Origin of the sequence: Rhizobium sp. Leaf453 (assembly GCF_001425605.1) — a bacterium.
GTDB lineage: Bacteria > Pseudomonadota > Alphaproteobacteria > Rhizobiales > Rhizobiaceae > Pararhizobium.
This window is the reverse complement of record NZ_LMRG01000009.1, coordinates 20,116-36,088: the sequence shown is the minus strand read 5'-3', so window position 1 is coordinate 36,088 and position 15,973 is coordinate 20,116. Positions and strand designations below refer to the sequence as shown.

Below are 15,973 nucleotides of genomic sequence, written 5' to 3'. Positions count from 1 at the left end.
TCCCCACAAGGGGGAGGGGCTTAACCTGCCGCTCAGTCCGAGGGTGAAAACCAAAGGCCGCGGCCGGGTCTCCCCCCTTGTGGGGGAGATGGCCGACAGGCCAGAGGGGGCTGTCTTGACTAACGAACGATTGCGAAACGGAAATATTTGACGATGGCTTCACTTGCAGCCCGCAATGACGGCACGCGCAGAGACCAGCGACCGCTGAAAAAGCGCCTGGCGGATGCGTCCGCACCCTACCTCTACAGCGCGCCCGCGCTGATCCTAATCGTCACCGTCATGCTGGTGCCGCTGGTGCTCGGCATTTCCTATGCTTTCCGTGATATCCAGTTGCTCAATCCGTTTTCCGGCAGCTTCATCGGGCTCGATCATTTCAAGACGCTGTCGCAGGACGACAATTTCTACCGGGCTCTGAAGAACACGCTCTGGTGGACCGGCTGGTCCGTGCTGCTGCAGTTTGTCTTCGGCCTGATCCTGGCGCTGCTGCTCGACAAGCCCTTTTATGGTCGCGGCATCGTCCAGGCGCTGGTCTTCCTGCCCTGGGCCGTGCCGAGTTTCCTCGCCGGCCTCAACTGGTCCTGGCTCTTCAATCCTGTTGTCGGTCCGTTGCCGCACTGGATGTTTGCGCTGGGGATCATGAACGAACCGTCCAACATCCTGTCGGACCCACAGCTTTCCATGTGGGGACCGATCATCGCCAACGTCTGGTGGGGCATTCCCTTCTTCGCAATCACTCTGCTGGCCGCCCTGCAGGCGATCCCGCGCGATCTCTACGAGGCCGCCAGCATCGACGGCGCCGGCCCGGTTCAGCGGTTCCTGTCGATCACCTTGCCCTTCCTTGCGCCGACCATCGCCATAACCGTGCTGTTGCGCACCGTCTGGATTTCCAATTTCGCCGACCTGATCATCGTCATGACCAATGGCGGACCAGCAGACCGGAGCCAGATCGTCGCCAGCTATATCTTCACCCAGGCCTTCAAGCGGCTGGATTTCGGCTACGCCTCGGCGATCGCACTCGTTTTGCTGGTGCTGCTCATCACCTATTCCATGCTGATCGTCGTTCTGCGGCAATGGCTTCTGAGCAAGGATTGAGATCATGACCGGAAAACGCATCGTCTCCATCGTCGCCCATCGGCTGGCCATCCTCGCCTATGTGGTCTTCGCGCTGTTCCCGCTTTACTGGCTTTTGAAAGTCTCGGTCACGCCCAACAAGCTGCTTTATTCCGAAGGCATCCGGATGTGGCCGTCGCGGACCAGTTTCGAGCATTTCGAATTCGTGCTGAAACACAGCGAATTCCCGACCTTTTTCAAGAACAGCCTTATCGTTTCCGGCTCGACCGCCGTCATCGTTACCGTGCTTGCCTCGCTCGCCGGCTATGCGATGTCGCGCTTCAATTTCCGCGGCAAATACTGGATCGTGACGCTGATGCTGCTGACCCAGATGTTCCCGCTGGTCATGCTGGTCGCGCCGATCTTCAAGATCCTGTCGCCGCTCGGCCTGACCAACAGCCTTACGGGTTTGGTCATCGTCTACACCGCCTTCAACGTGCCTTTTGCAACCTTCCTCATGCAGTCTTTCTTCGACGGCATCCCAAAGGACCTGGAAGAGGCGGCAATGATCGACGGCGCGACGCAGTTCGTCGCCTTCCGCCAGATCATCCTGCCGCTGACGCTGCCCGGCATCGCCGCGACACTCGGCTTCGTCTTCACGGCCGCCTGGAGCGAACTCCTGTTCTCGCTGATGCTGATTTCCGGCAACGACGCCGCGACCTTCCCGGTCGGGCTGCTTTCCTTCGTCTCCAAATTCTCTGTCGACTTTGGACAGATGATGGCGGCGGGCGTGCTCGCGCTGATCCCGGCCTGCCTGTTCTTCCTGTTGATCCAACGTTACCTCGTGCAGGGCCTGACGGCCGGCGCCGTGAAAGGCTGATCCCATGGCATCGATCGATATTTCCAACATCCATAAGTCCTACGGCATCCATCCGGTGCTGCACGGCGTCGATCTCGATATCAGGGATGGCGAGTTCGTCGTGCTGGTCGGCCCATCCGGCTGCGGCAAGTCCACGCTGCTGCGGATGATCGCGGGCCTCGAGGCCGTCACCGATGGCGAGATCCGCATCGACGGCAAGCGCGTCAACGACCTCGCCCCGAAGGACCGCGACATCGCCATGGTGTTCCAGTCCTATGCACTCTATCCGCATATGAGTGTGGCCAAGAACATGAGCTACAGCCTGCGCCTCAGGAAAACCGCCAAGGAAAAGATCGCTTCGGTGGTTGCCAATGCTGCCGGCAAGCTCGGGCTCGATCCGTTGATGGAGCGGCGCCCGAAGGCGCTCTCCGGCGGCCAGCGCCAGCGTGTCGCCATGGGCCGCGCCATCGTGCGTGAACCGAAGGCCTTCCTGTTCGACGAGCCATTGTCCAACCTCGACGCCCGCCTGCGCGAACAGATGCGCGCCGAAATCAAAAAACTGCACCAGGATCTCGGCGCCACCTCGATCTACGTCACCCACGACCAGATCGAAGCGATGACGCTCGCCGACCGCATCGTCGCCATGCATGGCGGCGTCATCCAGCAGGTCGGCAGCCCGCTTGAACTCTACGACAACCCCGCCAACCTCTTCGTTGCCAGCTTCATCGGCTCGCCGGGCATGAACTTCTTCGAGGGCCGCTACATGGCCACCGGCGATACCGCAAGCTTCGCGCTGACCGGTGGCGGCGTCCTGCCGCTTGGCGGCACCGCCAACCTCACCGACGGCAGCCGCGCGACACTCGGCATCCGTCCGGAACACGTTATCCTCGGCGCCGAAGGCCCGGATGCGATGACGGCCACCGTCGAACTGGTCGAGCCCACCGGCTTCGGCATCATCGTCCATCTGAAGCTTGGCCCCGCCAGCTTCAAGGCTTTCACGCTCGACCGCGGCTTCCTTGGCATGCATGGTGAAGTCGCGGTGAAGCTGCCGGTCGCCAACTTGCATTTCTTCAACGAGGAAGGTCGCAAGGTTTAGCGCAGAAAACAATCAATGGTTGTGTTAAGTTTAACCATTTACTAAAGCGTGTATATCTCTATACATTCGATCCTGCTGAAATTCTGTTGGGGAGCAGGACAATGGACGTGGCTGCATATCGGGACTTGGTCATTCCGGTCATCAAATCGCGCTATCCGGATCTCCAGAATCCGGAAGTGACCGACATCGCGGAAAATCTGTTTTCCGGGACGATTGTCGTCGTTCGATCTGACAACATGGTTGCTCACGAGGAGATCGTTTTCGTCACGCCATCCCATCAGGTCAAGGTGTTTTCGACTACGGAGGAACTGGCCCATTTCCTTCAAAGGCAATGCAGCAGAACCTGGTTCGACAAGATCCTTTCAAAGCCGGTCCTCAGCGGTGTCGTGTTCTTCGGATTGCTCGTCGTGTTGTCGGGCATCGGTTTGACGAGCGAAAATCCCTTGAAGCAAAACGTGGTCGCCACCCTTGGAACCGTGGTGTCCCTTGCAGCCGGATACTTCTTCGGCACAAGCCAAAGCAGCCACTCCTGAACGGCACCTCTATCCTTCGATCTTCTCCAGCGGCAGAAGCGTGAACAATTCCTGCGCCCGCTTGACGCCACGCAGCGCATAACGGCCGATCGAGACCACCTCCGAACCCCGTGGCGGCGGCGCGGCAGCAACGAATTGCGAGGACATGATGACGCTGCGGTCGACGAAGCGGCACATCGAGGCGATGCGGCTGACCTCGTTGACGGCGGGGCCGATGACGGTGAAGTCGAGGCGGTCGCTGGCGCCGATATTGCCGTAGAAGACATCGCCGATGTGAAGGCCGAGATAGACCTCCGTCACAGGCCGGCCTTCGAGCATGCGCCGCTCGTTCAGACCCTTCAGCTTTTCGCGCAATTGCGTCTGTGCAAGCAGCGCCCGTTTGCACGCGTCCTCCCGCTCCTCGGCCTTGAAGATCGCCAGCGTCCCATCGCCTATCAGCTTCAGCACATTGCCGCCCGCCTCGTGGATCGAGGAAATCACCGCGTCGGCATAGTCGTTGAGGAAGGGAATGATCTCGTCCGGTGCAAGATTGTCGGAAATGCGGGTGTAGTTCTGCAGGTCGGAGAACCAAAGGACAGCCGAAATCCGTTCCGCCTTGCCACGCGAGATACGGCCCTCCAGCACCTGCTTCGCGGCATCTTCCCCGAGGTAGACCTCCGCGATCGTGCGCGAGATCCGGTTCAGGGAACCGGACTTGATCGCCAGCGCCAGCACCGGGACGAGTTGACGGAGCGCTGCGAGATCCTCGTCGCGAAAGCCGTCCGGATCCATCGTCGCCCAGTGGGAGTAAAAACAGTCCATATCGCCGATATGGCTGTCCTGCGCGAAGCGATGGATCATCGCGATGTAGTCCTTATGGCCGGCGGCCAGCATTGTATCCAGCGCAAAGAAGTCGGCGGGATCGCCGAAGCCGAGACGGCGTCGGATTTCATGCCCGTTGTTCTCGCGCAGGTGATAGAAAGCGGAACGCTCCCAGTTCTCGGCCGAAACGCCTTCATTGGTCGGGCCATATTCGAAGGCGCCGCGCACCGGTTCCTTGCTGTCCCACTGGAACGCCCGACCTTCATAGACCGGATGCAACGTATCGATCAGCGCCAGGCCGCGATCGAGCCGCATACCGATCTCGCGGGCGCGCTGGCAGAAGCCGTTGACGATGTCCATTTCGTCCGTGCCCTTGAGGCCCTGCGTCGTCAGCCAGGCGGAAAGCTCTCCGATGTCATTTGCGTTCATGTCGATCGTCCTGATTCCCCCGGCTTTCATATATCTATCGCATGGATCTGATATCCGGAATGGATTTCAGGTCATGCAGGGTCGGCTCGGGATGTGTCATGCTGAGATGTCCGGCAAGCGGACGGAAGGCTGGACGCGGCATATGGGAAACCGCCCCGCAAAAGGCAAGCCACCGCTCCGAATTTTCTATAGCGCGGTCTTTCTTGCGGCAAATTCACGCGACACCCAATCGATGAAAACCCGGACGCGCGGAGACAGCTGGCGGTTTCTCGGATAGAGCAGCGAGACCGGCGTCGGGGTCGGCGGCGTATCCGGCAATATCTCGACCAGCGTTCCCTGCCGCAGATCCTCCTCCAGCGAATAACGCGGCGCCTGCATGATGCCAAGCCCCAGCCGTGCCGCAGCCGTCAGCGTATCGGCGCCATTGACGGAGATCGTCGCAGGCAAGGTGATATGACGGATCGTTCCGGCCACGGTGAATTCAAGTGGCAGCAGGCCGCCTGTCGCCGTCGACCAGAAGCCGATCATCTGGTGGCCCTCCAGTTCGTCGAGGTTCTGGGGGATGCCGAAGCGCTCGATATAGGCCGGCGCGATGCAGGTGATCTCGTCCAGCAGTCCCACCCGCCGGGCGACCATGTCGCTGTCCTGCAACTCGCCAGCCCTGAGGACGCAGTCGATGCCCTCGCGGACCAGATCGACGAACCGGTCTCCCTCGCTCATGTAAAGCTGGATATCGGGAAAATTTGCCAGAAAGGCCGGCAGCCCCGGCAGGACGAAATGCCGAGCCATCTTGCCGTGCACATCAACCCTGAGCAGCCCCTTGGGTTTGGCGCCGGCAAAGGCGGCCTCGGCATCCTCGATATCCGAGAGGATCGCCAGGCAGCGCCGGTAATAGGCCTCGCCATCGAGCGTCGGACTGACATGCCGCGTCGTGCGTTGCAGCAGGCGCACGCCAAGACGTGTCTCGAGCTGCTTGACCGCATCGGTCACCGTCGAACGCGGCAGTCCCGTATCCTCGGCAGCCAATGTGAAGCTGCGCCGTTCCACCACGCGGGTAAAAACCCGCATCGCATCGAACCTGTCCATTATTCGTCTTTCCCGGATAGTGATGCCGATTATTGGATGATTATTCGCCAAATGGAAAGGCGCATCTTTGCCTCATCGAAAACGCGCCGAAGCGCAGATGACTGAAGGAGAACGATAATGGCTATCACCGAAAACAAGGTCGCCCTGGTAACCGGCGCATCCCGCGGCATCGGCGCCGCGATTGCCGAACGTTTGGCAAAGGACGGCTTCACCGTCGTCATCAACTATTCCGGCAATGCCGAACCGGCCGAGGAACTGGCCCGGACGATCGAACGGGCCGGTGGCATGGCATTGACCGCGAAGGCTGACGTCAGCAATGCGGAGGCCGTGCGCGGCCTGTTCGATGCGGCCGAAGCCGCCTTCGGCGGCATCGATGTTTTGGTCAACAATGCCGGGATCATGGCGCTCTCGCCGATCGGCGACGCCGACGATGCCAGTTTCGATCGTCAGATCGGCGTCAACCTGAAGGGCACGTTCAATACCATGCGGGAAGCAGCCAAGCGCCTGCGCAATGGCGGCCGGATCATCAACTTCTCGACCAGCGTCGTCGGCCTGAAACTGGAAACCTACGGCATTTACGCGGCTACAAAGGCGGCCGTGGAAACGATGACAGCGATCGTGGCCAAGGAAATGCGCGGCCGTGACATCACTGTCAACGCCGTTGCCCCCGGCCCGGTCGCCACCGACCTGTTCCTCAACGGCAAGTCCGAAGAACTGATCGCCCGCATGGCCAAGATGAACCCGATGGAACGTCTCGGCACGCCTGAGGACATCGCATCGGTCGTATCGCTGCTCGCCAGCGCCGACGGCGGCTGGATCAACGGCCAGACCCTGCGCGCCAACGGCGGCCTCATTTGAGGCCTCGTCTGACGGTGGCATGATCGCCGCTGTCCTCCCCCAAACAGATTGTCCATCAAGCGCGGTCTCGCATCGCCCGAAACCGCATGTCTGAAAGGAAACGATCATGAGCAGGCAAATCATCGTCATCACCGGGGCTTCTTCAGGTTTCGGTGCCCTCACCGCCCGCGCACTCGCCAAGGCCGGCCACATCGTCTATGCAGGCATCCGCGCCACCGAAGGCCGTAATGCTCCCGCTGTGGCAGACGCCGCAGCCTTTGCCCGCGAGCACAATGTCGATCTGCGCTCCGTCGAACTGGACGTTGCCGACGACGCCTCGGTCGAAACCGGGATTGCAAAGATCATCGCCGAGGCCGGCCGTCTCGACGTCGTCATCCACAATGCCGGGCACATGTCCTTCGGCCCCGCCGAAGCCTTCACACCGGAACAGTTCGCGGAACTGTTCGACATCAATGTGCTCAGCACGCAGCGGGTCAACCGCGCTGCCCTTCCGCATCTGCGCAGGCAGGGCAAGGGGCTGGTCGTCTGGGTTTCCTCCTCCTCGACGCGCGGCGGCACGCCGCCTTACCTGTCGCCCTATTTCGCCGCCAAGGCCGCGATGGACTCGCTCGCCGTCTCCTATGCCTCGGAACTCACCCGCTGGGGCATCGAGACCTCGATCATCGTTCCCGGCGCCTTCACCAAGGGCACCAATCATTTCGCCCATGCCGGCGCGCCATCCGACAAGGCCCGCGCAGCCGAATATGACGAGGGTCCCTATGCCGGCATTCCCGATCAAGCACTCAAGGGCCTAGCCGCACTAGAACCCGCCGATGCCGATGCGGGCTCCGTCGCGACCGCCATCGTCGATGTCATCGGCAAGCCGTTCGGAACACGCCCTTTCCGCGTCCATATCGATCCGTCGCAGGATGGCGCCGAGATCGTCAATGGCGTCGCCGATCGTGTCCGCGCCGAACTGTTCCGCCGCATCGGCCTGGAAGATCTTTTGACGCCCGCCGCAAACGCCTGAACTTCAGTCTTCCGGTACTCCGCAACCTTGGAGGACCGGAAGGCCCAACCAGCAAAGGAGAAGACAATGACCTCCGACATCAAGACTGCGCCGGCCCCGGCCTCCATTCGCTTCAACCTCCTGACACTCGTTGCCGCAGTGACCGCCGCCGTCGCGGCGACAACTTCCGCCAGCCTCGGCTGGCCGGTCTGGGCCATGTTCATGGGCTGGGTCGCGTTTTTCACCCGGGGACAGTCTGCCAGGGATGCCCTCTTCAGCTATCTCTGCCTCGCCATGGGCATCGCCTTCGGTGTCCTTGCAGCCCTTGCCGTTGGCACATTGCTGCCTCTCCTCGGCCCGTTCGCCTTCGGTGCGGTGGTTTTCGTGGTCGCCATCATCGTCGTTTCACTGCGCGCGCTGGCACCGGTCAACAATGTGCCGGCCTATTTCCTCGGCCTGATCACCTTCTTCGCTGCTCATCTCGAACCCGGACTGCTCGCATTCGGGGAACTCGCCAGTGTCAGCGGCCTCGGCACCGTCGCCGCCTGGATCGCCCATCGCCTGCAGGGAAAGATCCTGCAGGCGTAACGCCGGCTACAGAAGCGATCAAAGTCGGGGAGGCCTCCGGCTTTGATCGTTTTCACAACCATGCCGGAAAGAAGGATCCGTGCACAGCAAGCGACTGTGAACACAAGGAAAATCTTAAATAGCGCCTGCTTGAGCGTTCACGCCTTTTCCGGGATGACACACAATCCGAATAATGTAAGCTGCCCCTGAAAAGCATATGCTGGCTGTCAGCGCACCCACCGGGACAGCTCGGCGAAAACTGAAAATCGCTCACTCTACAGACTTGAAATACTTGTAAATTTCAAACGATCCGCGGCTGGTCAACCCGTGCCCCGACTGCCCGTCATCCTGTTTTAAGTCCGGCAAGGCTCGACCAGAGACAATCTTCACGAACGCGTCCGTTCCGCCTCCCGGGACCGGCGTTTCGATGCGCTTCAGAGGGCTTGCAGATGACACGATACTGGTTGGTTCCGGCGATATTGCTCTTCTCCACAACTCTTGCGACAAGCAGCCTTCAGGCACAGGAACAGCCCAAGGCGGCCGTGACCGTCGCCAAGCCGGTTGTCCGGGATGTCGTCGACAGCGATGAATTCATCGGCCGCTTCGAGCCTGTCGACGAGGTGACCCTGCGCGCCCGCGTCGGTGGTTATCTCGACCAGATCGATTTCAAGGATGGCGCCATGGTGAAAAAGGGGGACCAGCTCTTCGTCATCGACCAGCGTCCCTTCCAGACCGCGCTCGATATCGCAACCTCCTCGCAGGAAGTCGCCAAGTCCACCCTGACTTTTGCCGAATCCGAGTTCACCCGGACAGAATCCCTCGTCCAGAAGGGCACGCTCGCCGTCTCGGTTCTCGATGATCGCCGTCGCGAACTGCGCTCGGCGCAAGCCAATATCCGTGGCGCGGAAGCGAGCCTCGCGCGTGCCAAGCTCGACATGGAATATACGGTCATCAAGGCGCCGCTCAGTGGCCGCATCGACAGACGGCTGATCTCGGTCGGCAATCTCGTCCAGGCAGACCAGACCGCGCTGACAACCATTGTCTCCCTCGATCCGATCGATTTCTACTTCGACGTCGATGAGCGTCGCCTGCTGAACTATGCCCGAGTCGCCCGCGAGCATGGCAGCGACCTGCAAGAAGGCGGCGGCTCGCTGGAAGTCTCGGTCACTATCGCGGACTCGACCGAGAAGCCCTTCAAGGGCAAGCTCGATTTCGCCGAAAATCGCGTCGATCAGGAGACCGGCACGATGCGCGTGCGCGCCCGTTTCGACAATCCGGATTTCGTTTTGCAGCCGGGCCTGTTCGGCCGCGTCCAGGTCAATGCGTCGAACACCTATCAGGGTATCCTTGTGCCGGACGACGCGATCGGCTCGGATCAGGACCAGCGCGTCGTCTATGTCGTCGCTGATGATGGTACCTTCTCGACCAAACAGGTGCGGCTCGGACCGAGGCTCTACGGATACCGCGTCATTCGCGAAGGCCTGACAGGCACCGAGACGATCGTCGTCAACGGCCTCACCCGGCTGCGCCCCGGCGTCGTCCTCGACCCGAAGCTCGTGACCCTGCCGCCCGAAGCCGCGACCTCGGAGAATGGCCAATGAGATTTGCCCATTTCTTCGTCGACCGGCCGATCTTCGCCTCGGTCGTGTCCATCTTCCTGCTGATCGTCGGCGGCATCGCCTATTTCCAGCTTCCCGTCGCCCAGTATCCGGAAATCGCGCCGCCGACCATCGTTATCCGCACCGCCTATCCGGGCGCCGACGCCGAAACGATCGCCAATACGGTTTCGACCCCGCTCGAACAGGAAATCAACGGTGTCGAGGGCATGCTCTACATGTCCTCCTATTCCACCGCCGACGGCTCGATGGCACTGACCGTGACCTTCAAGCTCGGTACCGACCTCGACCAGGCGCAGGTTCTCGTCCAGAACCGTGTTGCGATCGCCGAACCGCGCCTGCCCGAAGAGGTCCGCCGCATCGGCGTTACCACAGCAAAGAGTTCGCCTGACCTGATGATGGTCGTCCATCTCATCTCGCCGAACGATCGCTACGACCAGCTCTATGTCTCCAACTATGCCCGCAGCCACGCCCGCGATCTGCTCGTGCGGCTTGACGGTGTCGGTGACGTCATCCTGTTCGGCGAGCGCGAATATGCCCTGCGCATCTGGCTCGACCCGCAGAAGCTTTCCGCCTATGGTATGACATCGGGTGACATCGTGCAGGCCCTGCGTGACCAGAACGTCCAGGTCTCGGGCGGCTCGATCGGCGGGCCGCCGACCGCCGGCACAAACGCCTTCCAGTATACCGTGACAACCGAGGGGCGTTTCAGCGATCCGCGCCAGTTCCGTTATGTCATCGTCAAGGCGACAGCCAGCGGCCGCCTCGTGCAATTGCAAGACGTTGCCCGCATCGAGCTTGGCGCCAAGGACTACGTCACCAACAGTTACCTGAACGGCAAGGCCGCCGTGGCGATGGGCATCTTCTCGCGGCCGGGCACCAATGCGCTTGAGGCCGCCGAACAGATCAAGGCGACGATGGAGACCCTGAAGAAGGATTTCCCGCCCGGCCTCGAATACACGATCGTCTACAACCCCACCGAATTCATCTCGGAATCCATCAACGAGGTCTACAAGACGATCCTCGAGGCGGCGGCCCTCGTCGCCATCGTCGTTCTCGTCTTCCTGCAATCCTGGCGCACGGCGCTGATTCCGATCATCGCCATTCCCGTGTCGCTGATCGGCTGCTTCGCCTTTCTCGTCGCCTTCGGCTTCTCGCTGAACATGCTCACGCTGTTCGGACTAGTTCTCGCGATCGGCATCGTCGTCGATGACGCGATCGTCGTGGTGGAGAATGTCGAGCGAAATCTGGCCAAGGGCATGACGCCGAAACAGGCATCGCATGTGACGATGGACGAGGTCGGTACCGCCGTCGTCGCCATTTCGCTCGTGTTGATCGCCGTCTTTGTGCCGACAGCCTTCATTCCCGGCATATCCGGCCAGTTCTACCTGCAGTTCGCCGTGACAATCTCGGTCGCCACCGCCATTTCGGCGCTGAATTCGCTGACGCTCTCGCCGGCGCTGGCCGCCCTGCTCTTGCGACCACATCAGGAGCATCACGAGACGCGCAATCCATTCACCCGCGTTGGCCGTAGCCTTGCCAACGGCTTCAACAATGGCTTCGACCGTATGACCAGGGGTTATGCCTGGGTGGTCGGCCATCTCGTTGCGACCAAGACTGCGCTCGCCGCGACCTTGCTTGTCTTCGCCGGCCTTCTGACCGCCACCTGGTATATGGGAAAGACGGTCCCGAGCGGCTTCGTGCCGACCATGGACCAGGGATACGCGATCGTCGTGGTCCAGCTTCCGGATGGCGCCTCGCTGGCGCGGACCGATGCGGTGATCAAGCGCGCCTCCGACATGATCCTCAAGGTTCCCGGCGTCAAGAATGCCGTCGCCTTCTCCGGCTTCAACGGCGCGACCTTCACCAATGCGTCGAATTCCGGCGTGGTCTTCGCCGCCTTCGATACGTTCGAGGAGCGTCTGAAACACGGCCAGAGCGCCAACCAGATCATCGGCCAGCTGTACGGAACGCTGCAGAGCATCCAGGAGGCCTTCATCATTGCCGTGCCGCCGCCGTCCATCCGGGGTATCGGCAATTCCGGCGGCTTCAAGATGCAGATCGTCGATCGCGAAAGCTCCGACATGCGCCGCGTTCTCGGCCTTGCCTACCAGATGATGGGTGCCGCGGCCCAGACCGAAGGAGTCGCGGGCGTCTTCACCACCTTCTCCGCCTCTAGCCCGCAATACTTCCTCGCGGTCGATCGCGACAAGGCGCGGGCGCTGAACGTCCCGATCCCCAATATCTTCGAGACGCTGTCGATCAATCTCGGCACATCCTATGTGAACGACTTCAACGCGTTCGGCCGCGTCTATCAGGTGCGCGCCCAGGCCGACCAGCAATACCGGCTGGAGCGCGATGACATTCTGGCGCTGAAGGTCCGCTCCGCCACCGGCGCGCTCGTGCCGCTTGGCACGCTGGTCGAAATCAAGGACACGACCGGCCCGTCGCTCGTCCAGCGCTACAACATGTATGTCTCCGTCCCGATCCAGGGAAATCCGGGTCCCGGCGTCTCGACCGGCACGGCGCTCGACACCATGGAAGGACTGGCTGCCAAGATCCTGCCGCCCGGCACCTCGTTCGAGTGGACTGACCTCGCTTTCCAGGAACGCAACACCGGCAATACCGCGATCTTCATCTTCGCGCTGTCGGTGATCTTCGTCTTCCTGGCGCTATCGGCACAGTATGAAAGCTGGGTCCTGCCGCTCGCCATCATCCTTGTCGTGCCGATGGCCGTGCTGGCGGCACTGATCGGCGTGTCGCTGCGCGGACAGGACAACAATATCCTGACGCAGATCGGCCTGATCGTCCTCATCGGCCTTGCCGCCAAGAACGCCATCCTGATCGTCGAGTTCGCCCGGCAAGCGCAGGACGACGGCATGAATCCGGTTCAGGCGGCAATCGAGGCGAGCCGCCTGCGCCTGCGTCCGATCCTGATGACCGCCTTCGCCTTCATCCTCGGCGTCGTGCCGCTGATGATCGCCACCGGTCCGGGCGCGGAAATGCGCCAGTCGCTCGGCACCGCCGTCTTCTCCGGCATGCTCGGCGTCACCCTGCTAGGCCTGTTCCTCACGCCGGTCTTCTACGTCGCCCTGCGCTCCTTCCGGTACAAGCCGAAGGAAACGCCGGTGGCGCCGGAGGCGGGGATGATTTGAGGAGTTGTCGTTAGGGTGCCTCCAACTCCGTCATCCTCGGGTCAAGCCCGAGGATGACGGAGCAAAGTTAGAGAGCCTGTTATGCCAGACATCCAAGCTCCATCTTGTATCGATCAGAGGCGCTCGCCACCACGCGTCAGCGCCATAATAGCTTCCGTACTAAAGCCTTCACCCGCATGGCCGCGCAACCTGTTGAAGCGACCCGCTGGATGCTTCTCATCCGCGCGTGCCAGCACGATGGTACCATTCAGGGTGCAATGAAAATCGACCAGTGTTCCCGGCACGAGACCCAATAGATCACGCACGGGTTTGGGGATCGTTACCCGCCCCCTGCTTGTCACCTTCGCGCTCATCACCCACCTCAGTCGGGGTCACTGTTTCACAGCTTCTTTATCAACATTCAGTCTTCAAGACTCAACGCCCTACCACCCTCAGTGCCCGCGCCATCCGTGTCGAATCTCCCCAGGTCGATAGCCAGATCAGCACATCGGTGGCAAACGCAATGATGGCGCGCAGGCCGTTCAAGGCAATGTTCGGGGCGGCCAACCGCTCTTCCGCATGCAGCAGATGCGCCAGTTCCTCCTCCCGGATCGCGAGGATATCTGCGTGAAGTTCGGGGTCACGCGTCGCCAGGAAATGCAGGTGATCATCGAGATGACGATGCACGGTTGCCTCGACGGCGGCGGTGCAGGCCCAGATACCGGGGCGGCCGAGGAGCGCCGTCACGAAACCCAGCATCCAGCCGCCATAGCTCCAGAACTGCATCACCCGGCAGGGCCGCGAGTGGCGGGCGGGCATGGCGGCGCGGAAAATGGCGCAATGCCGCCGCTCGTCCTCCAGCATTTCGGCCAGGGCGGGTACGCAATCGCGCCAGAGCAATTTCGCGACGAGAATCTGTGCCGAATAGATGCGGATTGCGCCGAATTCCCCGGCATGGTTGACCCGGACGATCCGGGCGATGGTCAGTGCATCCCGCTTCGGCAACGGAGCAGGCACCATCGCATCGTCCGGAGCAAGCGGCGCGAACGTCATCCGCGCCCATCCAGCAACCGGGCAGCAAGAGCGCGGACCTGCGCCGCCGTCGGCGGAGTCTCGTCAAACAGGATACGGTACATGATCGGCGCAACGAGATGGTCGATCACCTCTTCCACATCGGGAAAGGTTTCGCCACGCTCGCCGGCGCGGTCTGCAATCGCCTGCACCTGTTCGCGGGTATAGGCACAGCACTTGCCGGCCTTGCGGACCTCCGCACCGTCGCTCGCCAGAACATCACGGATCATCGCCCGCCCCGGCCCGGAGGCCATTTCATCGGCATATTGCTCAGCCCAGAGTTCGAGGTCCGAAAGCGCCGAGCCGGTATCCTTCGGCATCGCATCCGGCCTAAGCCGTTCGACCGCCACATCCGCCAGCAGTTCCTGCAGGTCGCCCCAACGGCGATAGATCGTCGATGGCGTGACGCCGGCCTGCGTGGCGATCAGCGGAATGGTGACCTCGGCGCGATCCATGGACGAAAGCAGATCACGCACCGCCTTGTGCACCGATGCCTGCACGCGCGCGCTGCGTCCACCCGGCCTGATGTTTTCCCGTATGTTCATCGCTGCTCTTTCCGCCCATTCCACCCCAGCACCGCCCACTAAAGCAAATAATTTGCTTTTAGGTGAATTTGGCGCTACAAGGACTAACGCAATATCTTAGCTTTAAGGACCATAGCGCCATGGCGAGCAAAAGTGAAGTTCCCACAAGCGATCTCTCCGGCGGGCGCCGGCTTTGGGCGCTGTCCTTCCACGCGGCGACGCTTCTGACCTTTCTGGCCGCTTCCGCGGCACCGACGCCGCTCTACCATGTCTATCAGGAAGCCTGGCACTTCTCGCCGATCCTGCTGACCTTCATCTTCAGCGTCTATGCCTTCAGCCTGCTGACGACGCTGCTGAGCGTCGGCTCGCTGTCGGATCATACCGGCCGCCGCCCGGTGGTCTTCGCTGCCATCCTGCTGCAGGCCGCATCCATGCTGCTGTTCATGCTAGCCGATAGCCCGTCCTGGCTGATCGCTGCCCGCATCGTTCAGGGCATAGCGACCGGCGCTGCCAGCGGCGCGATCGGCGCGGCGCTGGTCGATGCCAACAAGGTGACCGGACCGATCGTCAACAGCATCGCGCCGCTGCTGGGCATGGCGGCAGGCGCGCTCGGCGCCGGCGCCCTCGTCCAGTTCGCGCCGGATCCGATGCGCCTCGTCTATATGATCATCTTCGCCGCGCTCATCGCGCAGTCCATTCTCGTCTGGTCGACGCCGGAAACGGCACAGTCCAAACCCGGCGCCTGGGCATCGCTCAAGCCGCATGTCGGCGTGCCCCCGCAGGTCCGCCCGTCGCTGATGATGATAACCCCGATCAATATCGCCATCTGGTCGCTTGGCGGCTTTTATCTCTCGCTGATGCCGTCGCTGGTCGCCGCGGCAACCGGCATTCACTCACCGATGACTGGCGGCCTCACCGTCGCGGCCCTGACCGTTTCTGGGGCGGCAGCCGTATTCGCACGCCGCCAGAAGGCGGCGCGCGCCAACCTCACATTCGGGGTGGTCACTATTCTCGCCGGACTGATTGTCGTCATGGGTGGCGTCCATTCCGGGCTTGTGGCGCTGCTGTTCGCCGGCACCGTCATCGCCGGGCTCGGCTTCGGCTCAAGCTTCCTCGGCGCCGTCAGCACGATCATGCCGCTGGCCAAGCCGGAGGAGCGCGCCGGGCTTCTCTCGGCCTATTATGTGCAGAGCTATCTCGCGTTCAGCATTCCAGCGATCGGCGCAGGCTTCCTGTCACGCGCCATAGGCCTCGGTGCGACCGCCGATGTCTATGTCGTGGTGATCATCGCGCTGACCGCCAGCGGCTATGCCGCCATGTCCTTCACCCGGCCACAGGCGGCGGGGTGATCCCCGACAACG

At 61.8% G+C, this 15,973-nt stretch carries 15 protein-coding genes; 10 read left to right on the top strand and 5 right to left on the bottom strand.

Annotation, left to right across the window (positions count from 1 at the left end):
• Positions 1-153 precede the first annotated feature (153 nt).
• From ASG68_RS11970 to ASG68_RS11955, 4 genes are all read left to right on the top strand, one after another.
• Positions 154-1,092, top strand: coding sequence for a carbohydrate ABC transporter permease (locus tag ASG68_RS11970; protein WP_062578947.1), 939 nt, complete (start codon positions 154-156; stop codon positions 1,090-1,092).
• A gap of 4 nt (positions 1,093-1,096) precedes the next feature.
• A complete protein-coding gene (locus tag ASG68_RS11965) occupies positions 1,097-1,930 on the top strand; it encodes a carbohydrate ABC transporter permease (protein WP_062578945.1) in 834 nt (277 codons plus the stop codon).
• A gap of 4 nt (positions 1,931-1,934) precedes the next feature.
• Entirely contained in the window at positions 1,935-3,005 is a 1,071-nt protein-coding gene (locus ASG68_RS11960; RefSeq protein ID WP_062578943.1) for an ABC transporter ATP-binding protein, read from the top strand.
• Between the two features lie 101 nt (positions 3,006-3,106).
• Entirely contained in the window at positions 3,107-3,538 is a 432-nt protein-coding gene (locus ASG68_RS11955) for a hypothetical protein (protein WP_062578941.1), read from the top strand.
• 9 nt (positions 3,539-3,547) lie between these two features.
• Here ASG68_RS11955 and ASG68_RS11950 read toward each other — a convergent pair whose 3' ends face one another.
• Together ASG68_RS11950 and ASG68_RS11945 are read right to left on the bottom strand one after the other, a co-directional pair.
• Entirely contained in the window at positions 3,548-4,768 is a 1,221-nt protein-coding gene (locus tag ASG68_RS11950) for an adenylate/guanylate cyclase domain-containing protein (RefSeq protein ID WP_062579104.1), read from the bottom strand.
• A 186-nt stretch (positions 4,769-4,954) separates the two neighbouring features.
• Positions 4,955-5,854, bottom strand: coding sequence for a LysR family transcriptional regulator (locus tag ASG68_RS11945; RefSeq protein WP_062578939.1), 900 nt, complete (start codon positions 5,852-5,854; stop codon positions 4,955-4,957).
• Positions 5,855-5,971: 117 nt separating this feature from the next.
• Here ASG68_RS11945 and ASG68_RS11940 point away from each other — a divergent pair, with 117 nt between their 5' ends.
• The 5 genes from ASG68_RS11940 (at position 5,972) to ASG68_RS11920 (ending at position 13,038) form a co-directional block, all read left to right on the top strand.
• A complete protein-coding gene (locus ASG68_RS11940; protein WP_062578937.1) occupies positions 5,972-6,712 on the top strand; it encodes an SDR family oxidoreductase in 741 nt (246 codons plus the stop codon).
• A 106-nt stretch (positions 6,713-6,818) separates the two neighbouring features.
• Positions 6,819-7,721: an SDR family oxidoreductase gene (locus tag ASG68_RS11935; protein WP_062578934.1), complete on the top strand. Its 903-nt coding sequence runs from the start codon at positions 6,819-6,821 to the stop codon at positions 7,719-7,721.
• A 66-nt stretch (positions 7,722-7,787) separates the two neighbouring features.
• A complete protein-coding gene (locus tag ASG68_RS11930) occupies positions 7,788-8,288 on the top strand; it encodes a DUF1097 domain-containing protein (protein ID WP_062604043.1) in 501 nt (166 codons plus the stop codon).
• A gap of 428 nt (positions 8,289-8,716) precedes the next feature.
• Entirely contained in the window at positions 8,717-9,868 is a 1,152-nt protein-coding gene (locus tag ASG68_RS11925; RefSeq protein ID WP_062578930.1) for an efflux RND transporter periplasmic adaptor subunit, read from the top strand.
• Complete coding sequence (locus ASG68_RS11920) at positions 9,865-13,038, top strand: efflux RND transporter permease subunit (protein WP_062578928.1); 3,174 nt, start codon at positions 9,865-9,867, stop codon at positions 13,036-13,038. Before ASG68_RS11925 ends, ASG68_RS11920 begins: the two co-directional genes overlap by 4 nt.
• A 113-nt stretch (positions 13,039-13,151) precedes the next feature.
• Here ASG68_RS11920 and ASG68_RS11915 read toward each other — a convergent pair whose 3' ends face one another.
• The 3 genes from ASG68_RS11915 to ASG68_RS11905 form a co-directional block, all read right to left on the bottom strand.
• Positions 13,152-13,391, bottom strand: coding sequence for an AbrB/MazE/SpoVT family DNA-binding domain-containing protein (locus ASG68_RS11915; RefSeq protein ID WP_062578926.1), 240 nt, complete (start codon positions 13,389-13,391; stop codon positions 13,152-13,154).
• Positions 13,392-13,452: 61 nt separating this feature from the next.
• Complete coding sequence (locus tag ASG68_RS11910; protein ID WP_062579102.1) at positions 13,453-14,037, bottom strand: demethoxyubiquinone hydroxylase family protein; 585 nt, start codon at positions 14,035-14,037, stop codon at positions 13,453-13,455.
• A 29-nt stretch (positions 14,038-14,066) separates the two neighbouring features.
• Positions 14,067-14,633, bottom strand: a complete 567-nt coding sequence (locus ASG68_RS11905; RefSeq protein ID WP_062578924.1) for a TetR/AcrR family transcriptional regulator — start codon at positions 14,631-14,633, stop codon at positions 14,067-14,069.
• Positions 14,634-14,752: 119 nt separating this feature from the next.
• Between ASG68_RS11905 and ASG68_RS11900 the strand changes: the two genes are divergently transcribed.
• On the top strand, positions 14,753-15,961 hold the full coding sequence (locus ASG68_RS11900; RefSeq protein WP_062578922.1) for an MFS transporter: 1,209 nt from the start codon (positions 14,753-14,755) through the stop codon (positions 15,959-15,961).
• The last annotated feature ends 12 nt before the right edge of the window (positions 15,962-15,973 follow it).

Bases quoted from the DNA above. Each gene is read 5' to 3' on its own strand.
- ASG68_RS11970 (WP_062578947.1), top strand. From the start codon at position 154: ATGGCTTCACTTGCAGCCCGCAATGACGGCACGCGCAGAGACCAGCGA.
- ASG68_RS11965 (WP_062578945.1), top strand. From the start codon at position 1,097: ATGACCGGAAAACGCATCGTCTCCATCGTCGCCCATCGGCTGGCCATC.
- ASG68_RS11960 (WP_062578943.1), top strand. From the start codon at position 1,935: ATGGCATCGATCGATATTTCCAACATCCATAAGTCCTACGGCATCCAT.
- ASG68_RS11955 (WP_062578941.1), top strand. From the start codon at position 3,107: ATGGACGTGGCTGCATATCGGGACTTGGTCATTCCGGTCATCAAATCG.
- ASG68_RS11950 (WP_062579104.1), bottom strand. From the start codon at position 4,768: ATGAACGCAAATGACATCGGAGAGCTTTCCGCCTGGCTGACGACGCAG.
- ASG68_RS11945 (WP_062578939.1), bottom strand. From the start codon at position 5,854: ATGGACAGGTTCGATGCGATGCGGGTTTTTACCCGCGTGGTGGAACGG.
- ASG68_RS11940 (WP_062578937.1), top strand. From the start codon at position 5,972: ATGGCTATCACCGAAAACAAGGTCGCCCTGGTAACCGGCGCATCCCGC.
- ASG68_RS11935 (WP_062578934.1), top strand. From the start codon at position 6,819: ATGAGCAGGCAAATCATCGTCATCACCGGGGCTTCTTCAGGTTTCGGT.
- ASG68_RS11930 (WP_062604043.1), top strand. From the start codon at position 7,788: ATGACCTCCGACATCAAGACTGCGCCGGCCCCGGCCTCCATTCGCTTC.
- ASG68_RS11925 (WP_062578930.1), top strand. From the start codon at position 8,717: ATGACACGATACTGGTTGGTTCCGGCGATATTGCTCTTCTCCACAACT.
- ASG68_RS11920 (WP_062578928.1), top strand. From the start codon at position 9,865: ATGAGATTTGCCCATTTCTTCGTCGACCGGCCGATCTTCGCCTCGGTC.
- ASG68_RS11915 (WP_062578926.1), bottom strand. From the start codon at position 13,391: ATGAGCGCGAAGGTGACAAGCAGGGGGCGGGTAACGATCCCCAAACCC.
- ASG68_RS11910 (WP_062579102.1), bottom strand. From the start codon at position 14,037: ATGGTGCCTGCTCCGTTGCCGAAGCGGGATGCACTGACCATCGCCCGG.
- ASG68_RS11905 (WP_062578924.1), bottom strand. From the start codon at position 14,633: ATGAACATACGGGAAAACATCAGGCCGGGTGGACGCAGCGCGCGCGTG.
- ASG68_RS11900 (WP_062578922.1), top strand. From the start codon at position 14,753: ATGGCGAGCAAAAGTGAAGTTCCCACAAGCGATCTCTCCGGCGGGCGC.